The following is a 17,220-nucleotide window of genomic DNA, read 5'->3' as shown; positions in this document are numbered from 1 at the left end:
CTCCGCGGTGCGGGTGGCGGTGGCGGAGAGTCCGAGGACGAGGCCGCTGTGACGGTTGACCAGCTTGTACGTGCCGGTGGGGGCGTTGTCGGCGGCGGAGGCGCCGGGCAGGACGAACCAGTCCTGGCCGGTGCCGGAGGCCGCCGCCGTCACCGTGGGCTTCGTGCCCCACGCGCGCGTGGCGGCGCCGTTCGGGGCGACCCCGAGCAGACCGCCGGTGGCGGCGTTGGCGATGCGGTAGGAGCCGTCGCCCTTGGCGGTGAAGGTCCAGTGCTCCAGGGCCGATCCCGTGGCGGCCGCCGTGGACGTGGTGGCGGAGCCGCCGGACACCTGGGCGAGGACCCGGCCGCCGCCGGCGGCGATCCGGTAGGCGCGCCCGGTGTCGACGGGTGCCGCCGGCTCGTTCGTGCCGATGCTCAGGTTCACGTACTCGCCGCTCGCGCCGCCGGAGCAGCCGAAGGAGCAGTAGGCGCGGAAGTCCTTGCCGACGATGGTGGAGGAGGTGCGGTTGCCCGCGTCGAGGAACCAGCGGTACCAGGACGCGGTCCGGTAGCTGCCGGTGTCGCCGAGCCGGAACCACTTCTGGGTCGTCAGGTCGGCGGTGGCGTACAGCTCCTGCGGGGCGTTGCCGCTCTGGTCGACGGCCTGCGGCTCGCCGATGTAGAGGCCGAGGTGGGCGTTGTAGGTGATGTCCATGACGAAGAGCGGGGAGGTGGCGGGCGTCAGGCCCGCGGCGACCTGCTGGGCGACGGTGCCGGCGTGGGCGGGGTCGTACTCCTTCGCGGTCGGCACGTAGCCGGTGGTGCTGCCCGCGCCGACCGGGACCATGGTGGACTCGCGGCCGCCGACGCCGGGCTGGGTCCAGGCGCCGTCGTACCACTTGCGCCAGGAGCCGGGCGCCATCTTCCCGGAGATCGGGGCGCGGGCGACGTGCCCGTGGAACGCGGCCCAGCCGCCGCCCTTGTTGACGATCCGGGAGCCGTAGAAGGCGTAGAAGTACCCGGAGGCGGTGTCGACGTAGAGCCGGGGGTCGCCGGTGCCGTAGTGGTACGTCTGTTGCGGGAAGGCGGCGGTGTCGCCGCGCTCCGTGCTGTACGGCGAGGTGATGACGTGGTCCTTGACGGTCCACGTCCGGCCCTGGTCCTTGGAGACGGCGTAGTCGATGCCGTCGTAGTGGATGCCGTCGGCGAAGGGCTGGGGGGTGAACTCGTTGTGGACGAGGCCGTACCAGTCGCCGGTGTCCGGGTCGACCCACATGCCGGTCAGGTCGCAGTAGTTGCGGTGGGCGTAGCCGCTGCCGGCCGGGGCCGGGGTGGACTCGACGCCGGTGACGCTGTTGTTGCAGCGCCAGGTGGTGTCGTCGTTGCGGTCGGCGGGGTTCGCGGGGTTCACGGCGTCGCTGATCGCCGAGGAGCGGGTGGCGGAGTCGAAGTCGGTGCCGGTGTAGAAGGTCCACTTGCGGGGGTCGTTCGCCCCGTAGAGGGCGTGGGCCTGCTGGTAGTAGAAGGTGCCGTCCTTGTCGACGTACGGACTGGCGGGGGTGTCGTCGGGCCGGTTCCAGGTGCCCTTGGCTCCGACGGTGACGGTGTAGGTGGCGGTCGCGGAGAGGGACGCGGCGGGGGCGGGGGTGGAGGCGGGGGCGGCGAGGGCGGCGCCCCCGGACACGGCGAGGGCCGCCGCGACGAGCGTGCTCACGAATCTGCTGCGCGGAAGGTGCACGAGTACTCCCTGGGTGGAGGAGTCGGGCCGCTGACGGCTCGGACCCTAGGGCTCATTTGACCGGTAAAACAAGAGCCCTGCGTCCAGCGACCCGCTTTCTCCACACGGGAGTCGGCCGCGGGTCGGCCGCACGGGGAGCGGCGCCGACGCCTTGACCGCAGGTGGGGGCCCGGTTACGTTGCGAGCCGGGCGGGAGCGACGGGCGGGGCGACGGGGGCGTCATGGTCACCATGCAGGACGTGGCGGAGCGGGCCGGCGTCACCAAGCAGACCGTCTCGAACGTCGTCACCGGGCGGGTGGCGGTGCGCCCGGCCACGGAGGCCCGGGTCCGCGCCGCGATCGCCGAGCTCGGTTACGTACCGAATCTGGTGGCCCGTTCGCTCGCCACCGGCAGCAGCCGCACCGTCGGGCTCTTCGTGCCGACCGTCTCGGTGCCGTTCTACGCGGACGTGGTCGAGGAGGTCGAGGACGCCCTGGAGGAGCGGGGGTACCGGCTGCTGCTCTGCACCACCCGCCTCGACGGGGAGCGGGCCCGGCGCCATCTGGCCGCGCTCGCCGGCCGCTCCGTCGACGCCCTCCTGATCGCCGGCGACCAGGACCTCACCGGCCATCTGCCGCTCCTCGCGGACGCCCGCTTCCCGGTGGTGCTCTGCGCCTGGGAGGCCGCGCTGCCGGCCGGCTTCCCGGTCGTCACGGTCGACTACGAGCACGGCGGCCACCTCGCGGGCCGCCATCTGCGGGCGCTCGGGCACGAGCGGGCACTGGTGCTCGCGAGCCCCGCGCACACCGTCCGGGCCGCCGGGTTCCGGCGGGCCTTCCGCGAGGACGGCGTCGAGCTGCCGGGGGACGCGGTCCGGACGGCGGCGGAACCCACCTTCCGGGGCGGGTTCGCCGCCGCCCTCGACGCCCTGCGGGACCGCCCGGACACCACGGCCGTCTTCGCCACCCATGACGTCCTGGCGGTAGCCGCCGTGGAGGCCGCCCGCTCCCTCGGCCGCGTCGTCCCCGACGACCTGTCCGTCGTCGCCCACGACGACACCCCCGCCGGGCTGCTCTCCGGTACGGCCCTGACCAGCGTCACCCTCCCCAAGCGGGCCATGGCCCGGCAGGCCGTCGACCTCGCCCTCGCCCCCGCCCGCCCCGGCACCGCCGTCTCCCGTCTCCTCCTCCCCTCCCTCACCCCGGGCGAGAGCACCGCTCCGGCGCGGTGACGGGGCCGGGTCAGTCGTCTCCCGGCTCCCGGATCCGGTCCGTGCCGAGCCGGCGCGCGAGGGCCGGTTCCCGGGCGAGTACGGCTCCGATGGTGAAGGCGAAGGTCAGCGCGGCGCAGACGACGATCAGCCAGGACAGCAGGGTGAGCACCAGGCCGAGGGAGCCGTACTCGGCGAGGGCCCGGTTGAGCGCGCCCGGCATGTAGAGGTGGGCGGTGACGCCGAGCGCGGTGGAGGCGGCGGCGCCGAGCAGGGCCCCGGGCAGCAGCGGCGGCCAGGGGACGCGGTTGGCGAGCAGGAGGTGCTGGGTCCAGAGCCAGACGCCGGTGGCGAGGACGAAGAAGAGCGGGACGCCGAGCCAGGCGCCGGCGCCGAAGCCGTCCCGGATCGGCGCCTGCAGGAACACGACGACGACCAGGGCGAGCAGCCAGACCGCCCACCGCCAGGCGGCGATCCGGGTGCCGGCCCTGGGCAGGCCCCAGGCGCGCTCGCACACGCGGGCCATGGCACGGCTGAAGCTGGTGGCGGAGACCAGGGCGACCAGGGCGCCGACGGCGCCGGTGGTCTCCCGGACCGTGTCGTCGGCGGGCCGGTCGAAGACCTCCTGGAGCTCCTGGTCCGCGGCGCCGGTGAGGCCGAACATGGCGCGCAGGGACTCCCGGAGCTGGTCGCGCACCGGGTCGGGGGCGAAGGCGGCGAGGGCGAAGAGGAGCGGGATCGCGGCGAGGAAGGCCTGGGCGGCGAGGCGGGTGCCGGCGTCGAGGAGGTTGCCGCCGACGAGCCGTTCGGTCACCTCGGTCAGCACCGGGAAGCGCCGCTCGGCACCGGTGCGCAGGCTCCGCAGCCGGTTCACCCACGACATCGCGCCGCCTCCCGCCCCGCCTCGCCGGTCCTCCCGCCATGAGACGCCGCCGCCGCTCCCCCGGCCATCCGGCGACGGCCGAACGGGCGGCTCACGGCTCCCAGTAGCGGGCCAGCGCGCCCTCCTTGTACGGGGCGGGGCTGACGCTCAGGTCGCCGGCGAAGGGCCGGTCCAGGACGAGGACGAGCAGCAGGCTGAAGCCGATCAGCGCGGCGACCGCGGCGACGAACAGCAGCTGGATCCGCAGCCGCCGCATCCCGTACAGGAAGGTCAGCGGGATGAGGACGAGCGCGCCGCCGAAGGCGAGGACCTGGAGCAGCGGCGGCAGTTCCTGCTCGGCCATGGTGATCCGGGCGCGGCGCTGGGCGGCGACGTCGTTGAGGTGGGCGACGGCCTCCTCGTAGAACACCTCCTCGCGGGCGCCTCGCGGTTCGTACGACTGGAGGACGTCGAAGGCGTCGACGAGGCTGCGCTCGGTGGCTCCGTACCGCGGCACGCCGTCGCGCATCAGCGGCCACTGCTTCTCGACGACGGCGTGGACGTAGTCGCTGAGCGCCGCGTCGAGCCCGGCGCGGACGGACGGCGGGAAGGCGGCGGCGTCCCGGGCGATGAGGGCGACGTCGGTGGCCTCGGCGGCGACGATCGTCTGGGTGCTCTCGCGCTGGGTCCAGAGGGTGACGATCACGAAGGCGAGGATGATCCCGTAGATCGCGCCGAACATCCCGAGGGTCACGCCGACCATGTCGTTGTGCTCCCCGTCGGCGAGCGACGGGTGGCGGCGCCGGAGCAGCACGCTGCCCGCGACGGCGAACGCGACGGTCCCGCCGACCAGGATGAGGGAGAGGGTGAAGGAGCTGAGGTGGTTGAGCAGCCAGAGCGACATGGGCGCGGAGTCCAGGGAGCGGGCGCGCGGGCCCCGGACCACTGCCGAGGCGTACGCCCCCGGCGCAGGGGGACAGTGCACACCATCGGGTGACGCGGCCGGACGGCCCGGTGACCGCCGTGGGAGTACGGCGGTCACCGGCCGGCCGGGATCGGGTCGGTCAGGTCAGGTCAGGCGGGCGAGGAGGTCGGCGGAGAGCTCGGGCCGGTCCCCGTACCCGACGTGGGAGGTGGGCAGGGCGTGCGCGTCGAAGGGGCGGGCGGGGGGTGAGTTCGTCCGCTGTGCGGATCATGTGGTCCTGGACGGCCGGGGTGAGGCCTCGGTCGAGGGAGAGGCGGACCCGGGCGTCAGGTCCGCGACCGGGGTCGGCCAGGCGATGTCGTCGATGGCGAGCCACGGCGCGGCGGCCACGGCGGTGGGAGTGGCCCCGGTGAACGCCTTGACCTCGCGGTGGAGGTGGGCCTGGTCGACGTAGCCGCTCGCGGCCGCCACGGAGGCGGCGGCGTTGCCCGCGGCGAGGAGGTGCGCGGCGTGGTCGAAGCGCACCAGCCGGGCGGCGTGCTTGGGGGTGAGGCCGATCTGGGACCGGAAGCGGGACCACAGGCGCTTACGGCTCCACCCCACCTCGTTCGCCAGGCTGTCGACGCGCACCCGCCCCCGGCTGGTGAGCATCAGCCGCCAGGCCGCGGCCACCTCCGGATCGAGCGACGGGCGGGCGCTCATCCGTCGGCCGAGGGCATCCGCCGCGATCGTGAACCGCTCGTCCCACGACGCGGCGGCCCGCAGCCTTTCCTCGGTTCGCCCGGCGTCGCGGCCCCAGACGTCCTCCAGGGAGACCACGGTCCCGCTGAGGTCGGTCGACGCGCCGAGCACCGCGACCGAGAGGACCGGTGACAACCGGATCTGGAGGCACTCGATCCCCCCGGCCGCAGGGCCTCCGAACCGAAGGTCGCCCGGTACCAGTCCCGCGACCGTGCTGCCGCGTTCGCGCCGGCCGTGGGCGTCGCGGACGAGCCCGTCTCCGTCGCTCAGGTCCACGAACAGGGTGACCGAGGGGTGCGCGACCATGGCGATGTCCATGCGCACCGGAGCACGTTGGCGGAACCCGGCCATGCCGACCCCCGGCAGCCGCGCCGGCTGCCGGGGCACGGCGACCCCTACCGACGCCCGGTCAGGCGGCGACTCGGTGGACTTCACGGCACCAGGCTAGGCGATGGGTGTCAGCGGGCCGTCGCCGCGAAGCGCAGCAGCAACTCCGCGGTCGCCTCCGGCGCTTCGAGCATGGGGAAGTGGCCGACGTCGGGCAGCCGCTCGACGCGCGCGTTCGGCACCGTGTCGTAGTGGTGCGCCGAGGAAGGATCCCAGCGGGGGTCGGCAGCACCGAAGATCACCAGAGCCGGGACGTCGAGTGCGGCCAGGCGCGCGGGCACGCTCCTCTCGGCGATGTACGCGGTGTTCCGGCGCAGCACCGTCCTGAACGTGCGGTAGCCGATGTCCCGTACGTCGGCCACCAGGTCGTCCGGGACGTCCACCGGGCGGTTGCACACCGCGGTCACCCCCCGGCGGAGCATCGCGTCGGAGCGGACTCTCCACAGGAGCGGGCCGAGCGGCGGGCCGATCAGGGCCCGGAGGAGGGCGGGCTGGGGAAGAAGCGCGTCGGGGCTCGGGCCACTGCTGATCAGCGCGAGCGAACCCACCAGGTCCGGGCGCTGTTCGGCGAGGGCGGTGGCGAGGTACCCGCCGCTGGAGTGCCCGGCCACGGTGACCGGACGAAGGCCGAGCCCGTCGAGCACCGCGGCCAGGCCGGCCGCCTGCTCGGGCACGTCGTACGACGTCGCGGGCGGGGACTGACCGTGGCCCGGGAGATCGATCCGGATGACGTGGTACCGGCCGGCCAGTGCCGGCACCACGGGGCCCCAGGAGCTGCCCGAGGCCCCCGATCCGTGGATGAGCACAAGCGGCGGCGCCTCCCGCGGGCCGTCGTGGACCACGTGCATCCCGTGCACGTACTTGCCGTCGTGGATACCCATGCCCGGAAGGGTGCCCGCGCCGCCCGCCGTCGGTCTTGTACAAATGTCGCCGCGGGGCCGACGAGCCCCCGCGCACCGGCTGCACCGCGCCGGGACAGCAGGGCGAGTGTGTCCCGTCGCATCGAACCGTGGCCCGTCGCATGTCAGAGCGGGGTCGTCGCCTTGAGGACCGCGTAGAGCGTCAGCGCCGAGTTGGCCGAGGAGAGCGCCGAGACGGTGACGCCGACGACCGCGCCCCACAGGGCGAGGCCGACGGCGGTGCCGGCCGGCGGCCAGGCGCGCGGGGGCGGCGGGGGCGCCAGGAGCGCGGCCACCCGGCGCGGCACGGGCCCGGCGACGGCGAAGGCCGGCAGCACCGCCGGCCGCGCGCCGCCGGAGGCCAGCGCCGCCCGCCCGATGGCCCGCGCCACCACGCGCCGGCTGCCGACCCGTACCGCCGCCTCCTCGTCCGCCCACCGCTCGGCCGAGTACGTGACGGCCGTCCGCAGCGGGCGCAGGAACGGATTGGCCGCCGCGGCGAGGTGCGCCACGAGCAGCAGCCGGTCGTGACGGCCCGCCAGATGGGCCCGTTCGTGGGCGAAGAGGGCCCGCCGCTCGGCCGGGCCGAGCCGGGCGAGCATGCCCCGGCTGACCACGATCCGCCCCCGGGAGCGGCGCGCCGCCGCCGGCAGGGCGTACGCGTACGGCTCCGGGTCCGGCAGCACCGCGACCGGTGTGTCCGGCAGTCCGGCGAGCGCGCGGGCGGCCCGCCGGCGGACGCTCCGGTGGCGCAGCAGCACCCGGCCGCAGACCGCGAGCAGCGCGAGGAGCGCCGGGATCGCCGCCCGGCCCGCGATCCCGTCGTAGGGGACGGCGGCCCGCACCTCGGGGTCCGACCAGGTGTCCGGCAGCGGGTTGCCGGGGAGCTGGGCGGTGCCGACGACCATGAGGAGGGCGAGGCAGAGGGTGCTGCAGACGGCGAGCACGGCGGCGACGGCGGTGAGCAGCCGGGTCGCGGCGCGCGGGTGGAGGTGGTGCTCGGCGAGGCGCGCGACGGGCCACGCGGTCAGCGGCAGCACGAGCGGCAGGAAGACGAAGACGCCCACGGGGTCAGCCCTCCTCCCCTTCTTCCCCGGCCGATTCCTCCGCCGGTTCCTCCGCCCGGGCCAGCAGCTCCCGCAGGAGCCGTTCGTCGGAGGCGGGGAGGGTGGTGACGAAGCGGGCGAGGACGGCCTGCCGGTCGCCCTCGCCGTCGAGCAGCCGGCGCATGCGGAGCGCGGCGAGCCCGGCCTCGTCGGCGACGGCGGTCCACTCGAAGGAGCGGCCGGCGCGCTCGCGGGCGACGGCGCCCTTGGCGTGGAGGCGGGTGAGGATGGTGATGACGGTGGTGTACGCGAGGTCCCCGCCGAGCCGTTCCCGCACCCCGCCCGCGGTGACCGGCCCCCCGGCGGCCCGTACCGCCGCGAGGACCTGTGCCTCCAGCTCGCCCTGACCGCGCCGGCGCGCGCCGCCGCCGGGTTCCGCCGCCCCGGCGTCCCTCTTCTTCATCCCTCGTCCGCCTTTCCGTTCCCGGCCGCTCGTCCGGGCCACCCGGGCGCCGTTCATCGTTCGGGGGGCGACCCTACCCGGTTCTTCTACGCCCCTGTAGATTGACGTGGGTCCGGCCCCGTCCCGCCCCCGCCAGGAGTGTCCATCCATGTTCGGTCTGAGCGAGATCGCGATCCTGCTGGTCGTCGTCGCCCTGGTGGTCGGCGCGAAGAAGCTCCCGGAGCTGGCCCGCAACGCCGGAAAGGCCGCGCGGATCCTCAAGGCCGAGGCGCGGGAGATGAAGGCCGACGGCACCCGGCAGGAGCCGACGGCCACGTACACGGTCAAGGAGGCCCCGGCACCGGCGTCGGCACCGGCCACGGCCCCGGCCCCGGCCGCCGAGAAGAACTGACCGGAAGCACCGAACGGGAAGGCCGGACGGGAACGCCGGACGGAAGCACCGCCGGGGACGCCGACCGGAGGCGTCAGTCGGCGGGGAGCTGCTCGGCGACCGACGCCAGGTAGCGGGCGTACTCGTCGAGCGCGGCCAGCGCCTGCTCGTCGTCGCGGTCGACCAGCCAGGTGAGGGTGAGGCCGTCGAGGACGCCGAGGCCGTGCCGGGCGAGGACCGCCGGGTCGACGGTCCAGGCGAGGCCGGCCGACCGGGCCATCGACTCCAGGTGGGCGCGGTTCACGTCCAGGTAGTGCCGGTACTGACGGCGGGCCAGGTCGGCGAGGCCGGGGCGGCGCAGCGCGTACTGGGTGACCTCGTACGTGACCAGGTGCTCGTCCGGGCGGGCCAGGACCTGCTCCCAGTAGGCGTGGAGGACGGCGCGGACCTTCTCGAAGGGCGTGGCGCCCTCGGGGTGCGCGAGGCCGGCCGGCGGGAGGTTCCGCTCCATGATCCGCTCGATGACGGTCTGGAACAGCTCCTCCTTGGAGCGGAAGCAGTAGTGGAAGGCGCCGAGCGGCACCCCGGCCTCGGTGACCACGGCCCGGGTGGTGGTCTGGTCGACCCCGTCGCGGATCATGACCCGGATCGCCGCCTCCGCCAGCTGCTCGCGGCGCTCGGCGGCGGAGAGTCGGGCCATGGCGCGGGCTCCTCGGGAGTCGTTCGGGCGGGGCCCGGGGACGTCGGGCCGGGTCAACGTACCGCAGGGGGCGCGGCGGGCCCCGGTCCCGGCCGCCTACAGGAAGGCCATGCCCTCGCCGCGGTAGGTGGGGACGGCGTCGACGATCCGGTCGTGCTCGACGAGGTGGAGGGTGTCGACGCGTTCGCACAGCTCGCCGGCCTTGGCGTGCCGGAACCAGACGCGGTCGCCGACCCGGAGGGTGTCGGCCGCCGGTCCGGTCAGCGGGGTCTGGACCTCGCCCGCGCCCTCGGCGCCGAGCGTCCGCAGCCCGGCCGGGTGGACGGGGACGGGGAGCCGGTCGGGACCGGGCGCGCCGGAGGCCGTCCAGCCGCCGCCGAGGACGGTGACGTGGCCGGGGGCGGGGCGGCGGACGACGGCGAGCGCGAAGAAGGCGGCGGGCAGCGGGCTGAAGCCCCGGTAGTGGTCGAAGAGCGCGGGGGCGTAGAGCCCGGAGCCGGCGCCGAGTTCGGTGACGGCGGGCTCGGCGGAGGTGGTCTCCAGGCTGCCGGTGCCGCCGCCGTTCACGAACTCCAGCGGCGCCACCTCCCGCACGGCGCGGACGGCGGCGGCCCGGCGGGCGCGCAGCTCGCGGGCGGAGAGCTGCTGGACGACGCGGACGGCGGCGCGCATCGGCCGGGCCTGGGTCGGCTGCGCGTCGCCGACGCCCGCGATCTGGCCCTCGTACGCCATGACGCCGACGAGCCGCAGCCGCGGCCGGGCGACGACGGCGCGGGCCAGGGCCGCCGCCTGCGCGGGGGCGTGCAGCGGGGAGCGGCGCATGCCGAGGTGGACGCGGCCGCCGAGCAGCCGGAGGGAGGCGTCGAGGTCGAGGCAGACCCGCACGGGCGGCCCCGAGGGGCCGATGGCCGCGGTGAGGAGGTCGAGCTGTTCGGGCGAGTCGACCATGACGGTGACCCGGGCGGCGGCGTCCTCGTCGGCGGCGAGGCGGCGGAGCGCGTCGGTGTCGGCGGTGGGGTAGCCGACGAGGACGTCGACGGCGGGGTTGCGGGCGGCGAGCCAGAGGGCTTCGGGGAGGGTGAAGGCGAGGACGCCGGAGAAGCCGGGACGGGCCAGGACGTCGTCGAGGAGGGCGCGGCAGCGGAGCGACTTGCTGGCGAGGCGGATCGGTTTGCCGCCGGCGCGGCGGGCCATCTGGGCGGCGTTGGCGCGCAGGGCGCCCAGGTCGACGACGGCGAAGGGCGGCTGGAGGCCGGCGGTCGCCTTCTCCAGGTCGGCGAAGCCGGCGGGGCGCGGGGCGGGCACGGCGGCGGCTGCGACGTCGGGGCGGGCGCTTGCCATGGTGGGCGGCCTTTCGTGGACCTGTTCGGGGACCTGCGGACCGGGGATCCGCGGATCGGGAACCTGCGGCCCCGTTCGCGGACCCGCTCGGGGAACGTACGCGGCTTCTCCGGAACCGGTGGCGACGCCGTCACGGTCTCTTGGTCGTCCGTCCAAGTCAAGACTCCGCGACCCTTGACTTGGACGCTCGTCCAAGTCCACCCTTCCGGACAGCGAGAACCGGCGGTAACCCGCCACCGTCCGGGTGGACGGCCCGCCCGGACGTCCCGCCCGACCACCCGCCCCGAAGGGACCGCCCGGCATGAGCAGCAGCGAGAACGGCGCCGTCTGGCGCAACTGGGCCGGGAACGAGGAGGCCCGCCCCCGGCGGGTGCTGCGCCCGGCGAGCACCGAGGACGTCGCCGCGGCCGTGCGGGACGCGGTACGGGACGGACTGCGGGTCAAGGCGGTCGGCTCGGGCCACTCCTTCAGCGGGGTCGCCGTCGCCCCCGGTGTCCAGCTCCGCCTCGACCGGCTCGACGCGGCCGTCTCCGTGGACGCGGAGACCGGTCTCGTCACCGTCGGGGCCGGCATGCCGCTGTGGAAGCTGAACCCGCTGCTGGCCTCGCACGGCCTGGCCCTGGAGAACATGGGCGACATCGACCGGCAGACGGTCTCGGGCGCGATCTCCACCGGCACCCACGGCTCCGGCGTCCGCTTCGGCGGCATCGCCACCCAGGTTCGGGCGCTCGAACTCGTCCTCGCCGACGGATCGGTGACGGCCTGTTCGGAGCGGGAGCGGCCGGAGCTCTTCGCGGCGGCCCGGGTCGGCCTCGGGGCGCTCGGCGTCATCACCCGGGTCACCCTCCAGACCGTCCCGCTGTACGCCCTGCACGCGCGGGACGCCTCCATGCCGGTGGCGGAGACCCTCGGCCGGCTCGACGAGCTCGTCGCGGACAACGACCACTTCGAGTTCTTCTGGTTCCCGCACAGCGAGACCACGCTCACCCGCCGCTTCCGCCGGCTGCCCGGTGACACGCCCCTCTCCCCCCTCGGCGACCTCTCCCGGCGCCTGGACGAGGCCGTGAGCGGCCCCGGCTTCGAGGCACTGAACCGGCTCGGCACCCGGGTGCCCCGCCTGGTGCCTCCGATCACCCGCTTCGCCGCGCGCGCGATGTCCTCCCGGAGCTGGACGGACCACGCGTACCGGATCTTCGCCTCGGTGCGTGACGTCCGCTTCCACGAGGGCGAGTTCGCGATCCCCCGTGCCCACGCGGCCGAGGCGCTGCGCGAGCTGAGGAAGTGGATCGACGCCCACGGGGAACCGGTGTCGTTCCCGCTGGAGGTCCGCTTCACCGCCGCCGACGACATCTGGCTCTCCACCGCGCAGGGCCGGGAGAGCTGCTACATCGCCTTCCACCAGTACCACCGAATGCCGTACCGCCGGTACTTCGACGCCTGCCAGAAGATCCTCGGCTCCTACGGCGGCCGTCCGCACTGGGGCAAGATGCACGACCTCGGCGCGGAGGAACTGCGTCCCCGCTACGAGCGCTTCGACGACTTCGTGGCCCTGCGGAACTCCCTCGACCCCTCCGGCGTCCTCTCCAATCCGTACCTCGACCGCGTCCTCGGCGCACCTCCGGCGGCGGGCTGACCTCGGGCGCCGGCCGGTGGCACACTGGCCCGGTCTGCCGAAGGAGTACCACCGTGTCCGTGATCCAGCGCCTGCGCACCGCCGTCCGCCGGACCTATCGCCGCACCGTGGACCTGAGCCATCCGGCGCGCTCGCCGCTCGGCAGCGCGGTCGTCAACTGCGTGGTGTACGAGGACGGGGTGCGGCGCCCCGTCCGGGGCGAGGGCGCGGAGGAGGCGCTGCGGCACGTGCGGCGCACCGGCGACGGCTTCGTGTGGATCGGCCTGCACGAGCCGGCGGAGAAGGAGCTGACGGTCCTCGCCGAGCTCTTCGGACTGCACCCGCTGGCCGTCGAGGACGCCGTCCACGCCCATCAGCGCCCCAAGATCGAGGAGTACGACGGGGTGCTCTTCGCCGTCCTGAAGACGGTCCGGTACGTCGAGCACGAGGAGCTGACCGCGACCAGCGAGGTGGTGGAGACCGGCGAGCTGATGGCCTTCGTCGGTCCCGACTTCGTCATCACCGTCCGGCACGGCGGCCACGGCTCCCTCGGTCCGCTGCGCGAGGCCCTGGAGGACCTGCCCGAGCAGCTGGCCAAGGGCCCGTCGGCGGTGCTGCACGCCGTCGCCGACCACGTGGTGGACGACTACCTCGCCGTCGCCGACGCGGTGCAGACCGACCTCGACGCGATCGAGAACGCGGTCTTCTCCGCGCAGGCCGACCGCCGGGACGCGGGCCGGATCTACCAGCTCAAGCGGGAGCTGCTCGAACTGCGCCGGGCCGTCGCCCCGCTCTCCCGCCCGCTGACGGCGCTCGCGACCCGGCCGACGCCGCTGGTGGACCCGGAGATCCGGGCGTACTTCCGGGACGTCACCGACCACCTCTCGCGGGTGACCGAGCAGATCGCCTCGTACGACACCCTGCTCGACTCGGTGCTGCAGGCGCACCTGGCGCAGGTGACGGTGGCGCAGAACGAGGACATGCGGAAGATCACCGCGTGGGCGGCGATCGTCGCCGTGCCGACCATGGTCTGCGGCGTCTACGGCATGAACTTCGACCACATGCCGGAGTTGCGCTGGAGCTACGGCTACCCGGTGGTCCTCGGGGTGATCGCGGTCGCCTGCCACCTCATCCACCGCGGCTTCCGGCGCAACGGCTGGCTCTGAACGGGGGCGTCCGCGGTCGCGGCCTTCCGGCGCGGTCCGCGCCCGGGCCCGGCCGCCGGGCCCGCCGGCCGGTCGGCGCCCCCACGGCCGGGCCGGCGCCGGGCGAGGGCACGGTCCTGTCGGCCGCGGCCCCCCTGACCGCGCCCCGGCCGGCCCGGTCCCGGTCAGCCGCCGGCGGGAGCGCCGCCCGGGTAGGCGACCCGCGCGGTGACGCGCGCGATCCGGCGCGCGGACTCCCGGGGCGGAGCGACGGGCTGGACGATGTGGCTGACGGTGAGCCGGACGATGGTCTCGACCGCGAGCTCCCGCGACTCCTCGTCCACGTCGGGCCAGGCCTCGACGGCGTACGCGTCGAGCAGGGTCATCGCGGTCCCGAAGACGGGCTCGGTACGCGTGGTCAGGTAGGCGAGGAGATCGGCGTCGGCGCCGCCCCGCGCGGCCAGCAGCACGCTCTTGATCAGCGGATTGTCGACGGCCTGCTGGAGCGTGTACTCCACTCCGGCCCGCGCGGCCGGTTCCAGGTGCCCCCGGTGCGCGTCCAGCTCCCGCTGGATCCCCACCAGGAACCGCTCCAGCTCGCGCTGCACGAGCGCGCCGCCGATCGCCTCCTTCGACCCGAACTCGTTGTAGAGCGTCTGCCGGCTGATCCCGGCGGCCCGCGCGATCGCGGTCATCCGCAGCACGCCCCACCCGTCGGCCGCCACGAGCCCATAGGCGGCATCGAGCACCTGCTCCCGGAGCAGGGACCGTACACTCTCACGGAAACTGGTCATCGTGCCCCCACCTTAGACGCGCCGCGGGGCCCCCGAGGTGACGGACTATGACCGCTGCGCGCGGTCGGCGAGAAGTCGCCGGTACCAGCTCAGGTGGCGGGGGAAGACGGCGGTGAAGCCGGGGCCCGGGCCGCGGCCGAAGTCGGTCCAGGGGCGTTCGTCGGCGAACCAGTGGTCGAGGCCGAACATCTCCAGGTGGTGGGCGGCGAGCGGGTTCCCGGCCAGCAGCGTCCTGGCCTCGGCGAACTCCACGGCGGGCCCCCGGGCGGCCCGCACCGGCTCCGGGAGCAGGGGCTCGACGGCGGCGAGCAGCTCGTCGTCGGAGACCGGGTCCGGGTGGGCGAGGTAGTACGCCCCGGGCGCGGTGGCCGGGGAGAGCGCCGCCCCGAGCAGGGCGCCCGCCAGGCTCTCCACCTCGATGAGCGAGTGGAGCGAGCCGCTTCCGGCCAGCGGCCCGGGCAGCGCGGCGAGCAGCGTCAGGATCCCGGGGACGACCTGCCGGTCCCCGGTGCCGTAGACCAGGTGCGGGCGCAGCACGGCGCCGCCGACGTCGAGGACGTACCGCTCCCCGGCGGCGCGGGTCCGGCTGGTCGCGGACACCGGGGCGAGCGGGAGGGTGTCGGGCGCGGCGGCGCGGAAGGGGCCCCGGCCGTGGACGGAGGCGGTACTGAGGGAGACGATCCGGCCGGCTCCGGCCCGGCGGGCGGCGTCGACGAGGTCGCGGGTGCCGTGCTCGTTGACGGCCCGCAGGAGCTCTTCGCCGCCGCCGATCGCGGAGGCGCAGTGGATGACGGCGTCGACGCCTTCGCAGGCCCGGCGCAGGCTCTCGGGGTCGCGGACGTCGCCCTGGACGGTCTCGACGACGGGCCCGCCGACGAGGGCGCCGGGATGCGCGGCGGGGTCCGCGTCCGGGTTCCTGACGAGCAGGCGCACCCGGTCGAGGTCGGGGTGCGCGGCGGCCGCGGCGGCGACCCGGCCGCCGATGAAGCCGGTGGCGCCGGTGACGAGGAGGCGGGTTCCCATGACGTTCTTCCGGTGAGAGGGGGCGGACGCGGCCGGACCGGCGGTCAGCCGGCGAGGCGGCGGTCGACGTCGGCGAGCGCGACGGCGCCGGTCGGCGAGGTGAAGGCGCAGGTGAAGACGGACCGGCCGTCCTGGCGGCCGGAGATCCGCACGGCGTACGTCTCGGGGTCCAGGGCGGGGACGACCTCGGCCGTGATCCAGCACGGGGTGTCGAGCTCGGCGTACCGGTGGAAGGAGACGTCCATCACCGCGGGGAAGAACTTCTCGGACCCGACCGTGGCGTGCGCCGCCTGGCGGGCGGCCTCCAGGAGCAGCATGCCGGGGACGTGGTCGTTGGGGCGGCGGAAGAGCGTGGGGTGGCCGGTGTCGATCCGCAGCTGCCACTGGCCGGGCAGGGGGCCCGTGCCGAGGACCACGTCCTCGGGCCGCTCCCGGCCCACGGCCTGGGGGTCGATGCCCGGTATGAGCGGCACCGGGCGGCCGAGGAGGGCCAGCTGGGGGCCGCGGATCCGGCGGTACGCGGCGGCGGAGGTGCAGCTGGCCACGCCCCGCCCGGTCGCCACGAGGCGTCCGCCCCGGGTGAGGACCGTGGTGGTGCGCAGCGCCCGCAGCCCACGGCCCCGTCCGCGCACGTCGGAGAGGATCACGTCGACGGTGAGGTCCGCGTCGTCGTCCACCAGGAGGGCGTCGGGTTCGGCGTCGTAGGAGAGGTCCCAGAGGACGAACTGCGACTCGACCGGGACGTCGTACTCGGCGTGGGCGATGAGCATCGTCGCCTGGCGTATGGTCTCCGCGACCAGAATCGGATCGTGCCGGTCGCCATCGACCGGGGAGAAGAAAGGATGCTCGGTGGACCAGGCGGCGGAGACGGAGAATCGATTCTCCGCGAGCTGCTTCCAGCCGGTGGGGATGATGTCCAGGGGATCGTGCCGATGGACGAACTCTCCCGGGACGCCCGTCCCCGTCGTCTCCCCCTGTGGATTGCGCCGGTCCATGTCTTCCCCCTGTGACCTTCCCTCCGGGCCTCGTGCCCGGCCCGGCGTAGGGTACGTACGATCCGGTTTCTTTTTCAATGCTTCACGTCACACGGCGAAAGCACACAGTGAGACAGCGGGAGGGCCCTGTGGCGCAACAAGCGCGTGCCATCCGAACACGACGGACGATCCTCGAAGCAGCCGCCACCGTCTTCGCGGAGCGCGGATACGAGCGGGCCACCGTCGGGGAGATCCTCGCGCGCGCCGGAGTGACCAAGGGTGCGTTGTATTTTCACTTTGCATCCAAGGAAGAGGTCGCGATGGGCGTCCTCGACGCCCAGCTGCTCGACGAGCCGCTCACTCCGCAGGACGTCAAGCTCCAGGAGCTCATAGACCAGGGCTTCCTGCTCGCCCATCGCCTCCAGCACGACCCGCTGGTGCAGGCGAGCGTCGCGCTCGCGCTGGACAGCGGGGCGGTGAGTGTCAACCGCGCCGTCCCGTTCCAGGCCTGGGTCGACCAGGTCTCGGACATCCTCACCGTGGCGCGGGCGCGCGGCGAGCTGCTCCGCCACGTGAACGTGACGGACACGGCCGAGCTGTTCTCCGGCGCGTTCACCGGAATTCAGACGATGTCCGCGGTGCTGTGCGATCGCAATGATCTCCCGCATCGGACGACGGTGCTGATGAAGCACCTGATCCCGTCGATATGCACGCCGTCGATCCTGCTGGAGCTGGACATGAGCGCCGAGCGGGCACGCGCCCTCGCGGCCGAGTACGAGGCCGGACGGCACCACCAGGACGACGTCCCGGCCGACGCCCACGCGTAACCGGGGCGCCCACAAAAACATACCGACCGGTCTTATTGGCGCCCCGACGGCACGCCGCCGCCGGGGCGCCCTGGCGTCGTGGCACTGAGTGTGTTTTGCTGAGGGTACTCAGTGCCACAAGCATTCCAGGGAGCTCAAGAGCATGGGCAAGGACTTCGACCTGTACCGGACGTCGGAGGAGCACGAGATGCTCCGGGAGTCG

The 17,220-nt window shown here is 74.6% G+C and carries 17 protein-coding genes; 5 read left to right on the top strand and 12 right to left on the bottom strand.

Annotated elements, in window-relative coordinates; translation table 11 throughout:
* Window positions 1-1,695 (bottom strand): RICIN domain-containing protein (locus IE245_RS07150; protein ID WP_229851122.1); only part of this gene is annotated, 1,695 nt, incomplete at its 3' end.
* Between the two features lie 245 nt (window positions 1,696-1,940).
* On the opposite strand from IE245_RS07150, the gene IE245_RS07145 reads away from it, so the two are divergent.
* On the top strand, window positions 1,941-2,930 hold the full coding sequence (locus tag IE245_RS07145) for a LacI family DNA-binding transcriptional regulator (protein WP_189945891.1): 990 nt from the start codon (window positions 1,941-1,943) through the stop codon (window positions 2,928-2,930).
* 10 nt (window positions 2,931-2,940) lie between these two features.
* Here the strand turns inward: IE245_RS07145 and IE245_RS07140 are convergent, their stop codons facing one another.
* The 6 genes from IE245_RS07140 to IE245_RS07115 all read right to left on the bottom strand — a co-directional run bounded on the left by IE245_RS07140 (window position 2,941) and on the right by IE245_RS07115 (window position 8,232).
* Window positions 2,941-3,792: a YhjD/YihY/BrkB family envelope integrity protein gene (locus tag IE245_RS07140; protein ID WP_189945890.1), complete on the bottom strand. Its 852-nt coding sequence runs from the start codon at window positions 3,790-3,792 to the stop codon at window positions 2,941-2,943.
* A gap of 91 nt (window positions 3,793-3,883) precedes the next feature.
* Window positions 3,884-4,675 carry a bestrophin-like domain gene (locus IE245_RS07135; protein ID WP_189945889.1) on the bottom strand — a complete coding sequence of 264 codons (792 nt, stop codon included), beginning with the start codon at window positions 4,673-4,675 and terminating at the stop codon, window positions 3,884-3,886.
* Between the two features lie 288 nt (window positions 4,676-4,963).
* Window positions 4,964-5,872, bottom strand: coding sequence for a helix-turn-helix domain-containing protein (locus IE245_RS07130; RefSeq protein ID WP_373305288.1), 909 nt, complete (start codon window positions 5,870-5,872; stop codon window positions 4,964-4,966).
* A 23-nt stretch (window positions 5,873-5,895) separates the two neighbouring features.
* Window positions 5,896-6,705 carry an alpha/beta fold hydrolase gene (locus IE245_RS07125; protein WP_189945888.1) on the bottom strand — a complete coding sequence of 270 codons (810 nt, stop codon included), beginning with the start codon at window positions 6,703-6,705 and terminating at the stop codon, window positions 5,896-5,898.
* A gap of 143 nt (window positions 6,706-6,848) precedes the next feature.
* Window positions 6,849-7,790 carry a M56 family metallopeptidase gene (locus IE245_RS07120; protein ID WP_189945887.1) on the bottom strand — a complete coding sequence of 314 codons (942 nt, stop codon included), beginning with the start codon at window positions 7,788-7,790 and terminating at the stop codon, window positions 6,849-6,851.
* A 4-nt stretch (window positions 7,791-7,794) separates the two neighbouring features.
* A complete protein-coding gene (locus IE245_RS07115) occupies window positions 7,795-8,232 on the bottom strand; it encodes a BlaI/MecI/CopY family transcriptional regulator (protein ID WP_189945886.1) in 438 nt (145 codons plus the stop codon).
* A gap of 148 nt (window positions 8,233-8,380) precedes the next feature.
* Between IE245_RS07115 and IE245_RS07110 the strand changes: the two genes are divergently transcribed.
* On the top strand, window positions 8,381-8,623 hold the full coding sequence (locus tag IE245_RS07110) for a twin-arginine translocase TatA/TatE family subunit (protein ID WP_189945885.1): 243 nt from the start codon (window positions 8,381-8,383) through the stop codon (window positions 8,621-8,623).
* A 73-nt stretch (window positions 8,624-8,696) separates the two neighbouring features.
* On the opposite strand, the gene IE245_RS07105 is transcribed toward IE245_RS07110, so the two are convergent.
* Both IE245_RS07105 and IE245_RS07100 read right to left on the bottom strand, forming a co-directional pair.
* The gene (locus tag IE245_RS07105) at window positions 8,697-9,302 is read right to left on the bottom strand and encodes a TetR/AcrR family transcriptional regulator (RefSeq protein ID WP_189945884.1); all 606 of its coding nucleotides are present in this window, start codon (window positions 9,300-9,302) and stop codon (window positions 8,697-8,699) included.
* A 96-nt stretch (window positions 9,303-9,398) separates the two neighbouring features.
* Window positions 9,399-10,643, bottom strand: a complete 1,245-nt coding sequence (locus tag IE245_RS07100; RefSeq protein ID WP_189945883.1) for an alanine racemase — start codon at window positions 10,641-10,643, stop codon at window positions 9,399-9,401.
* Between the two features lie 301 nt (window positions 10,644-10,944).
* Between IE245_RS07100 and IE245_RS07095 the strand changes: the two genes are divergently transcribed.
* Together IE245_RS07095 and corA are read left to right on the top strand one after the other, a co-directional pair.
* Window positions 10,945-12,276, top strand: coding sequence for a D-arabinono-1,4-lactone oxidase (locus IE245_RS07095; RefSeq protein WP_189945882.1), 1,332 nt, complete (start codon window positions 10,945-10,947; stop codon window positions 12,274-12,276).
* Between the two features lie 59 nt (window positions 12,277-12,335).
* Complete coding sequence (gene corA / locus IE245_RS07090) at window positions 12,336-13,421, top strand: magnesium/cobalt transporter CorA (protein ID WP_189946137.1); 1,086 nt, start codon at window positions 12,336-12,338, stop codon at window positions 13,419-13,421.
* A 164-nt stretch (window positions 13,422-13,585) separates the two neighbouring features.
* On the opposite strand, the gene IE245_RS07085 is transcribed toward corA, so the two are convergent.
* The 3 genes from IE245_RS07085 to IE245_RS07075 are packed head-to-tail and all read right to left on the bottom strand — an operon-like array spanning window position 13,586 to window position 16,212.
* Window positions 13,586-14,194: a TetR/AcrR family transcriptional regulator gene (locus tag IE245_RS07085; protein ID WP_189945881.1), complete on the bottom strand. Its 609-nt coding sequence runs from the start codon at window positions 14,192-14,194 to the stop codon at window positions 13,586-13,588.
* Window positions 14,195-14,239: 45 nt separating this feature from the next.
* On the bottom strand, window positions 14,240-15,217 hold the full coding sequence (locus IE245_RS07080) for an NAD-dependent epimerase/dehydratase family protein (RefSeq protein WP_189945880.1): 978 nt from the start codon (window positions 15,215-15,217) through the stop codon (window positions 14,240-14,242).
* Window positions 15,218-15,261: 44 nt separating this feature from the next.
* Window positions 15,262-16,212, bottom strand: coding sequence for a ScbA/BarX family gamma-butyrolactone biosynthesis protein (locus tag IE245_RS07075; RefSeq protein WP_189945879.1), 951 nt, complete (start codon window positions 16,210-16,212; stop codon window positions 15,262-15,264).
* Between the two features lie 128 nt (window positions 16,213-16,340).
* Between IE245_RS07075 and IE245_RS07070 the strand changes: the two genes are divergently transcribed.
* Window positions 16,341-17,018 carry a ScbR family autoregulator-binding transcription factor gene (locus IE245_RS07070; RefSeq protein WP_189945878.1) on the top strand — a complete coding sequence of 226 codons (678 nt, stop codon included), beginning with the start codon at window positions 16,341-16,343 and terminating at the stop codon, window positions 17,016-17,018.
* Window positions 17,019-17,220 lie beyond the last annotated feature (202 nt).

It is taken from the genome of Streptomyces roseolus (assembly GCF_014649855.1).
In the GTDB taxonomy this organism is placed as follows: Bacteria; Actinomycetota; Actinomycetes; order Streptomycetales; family Streptomycetaceae; genus Streptomyces; species Streptomyces roseolus.
The sequence above is the reverse complement of the archived record's forward strand: the minus strand, read 5'-3'. Positions and strand labels throughout refer to the sequence as shown.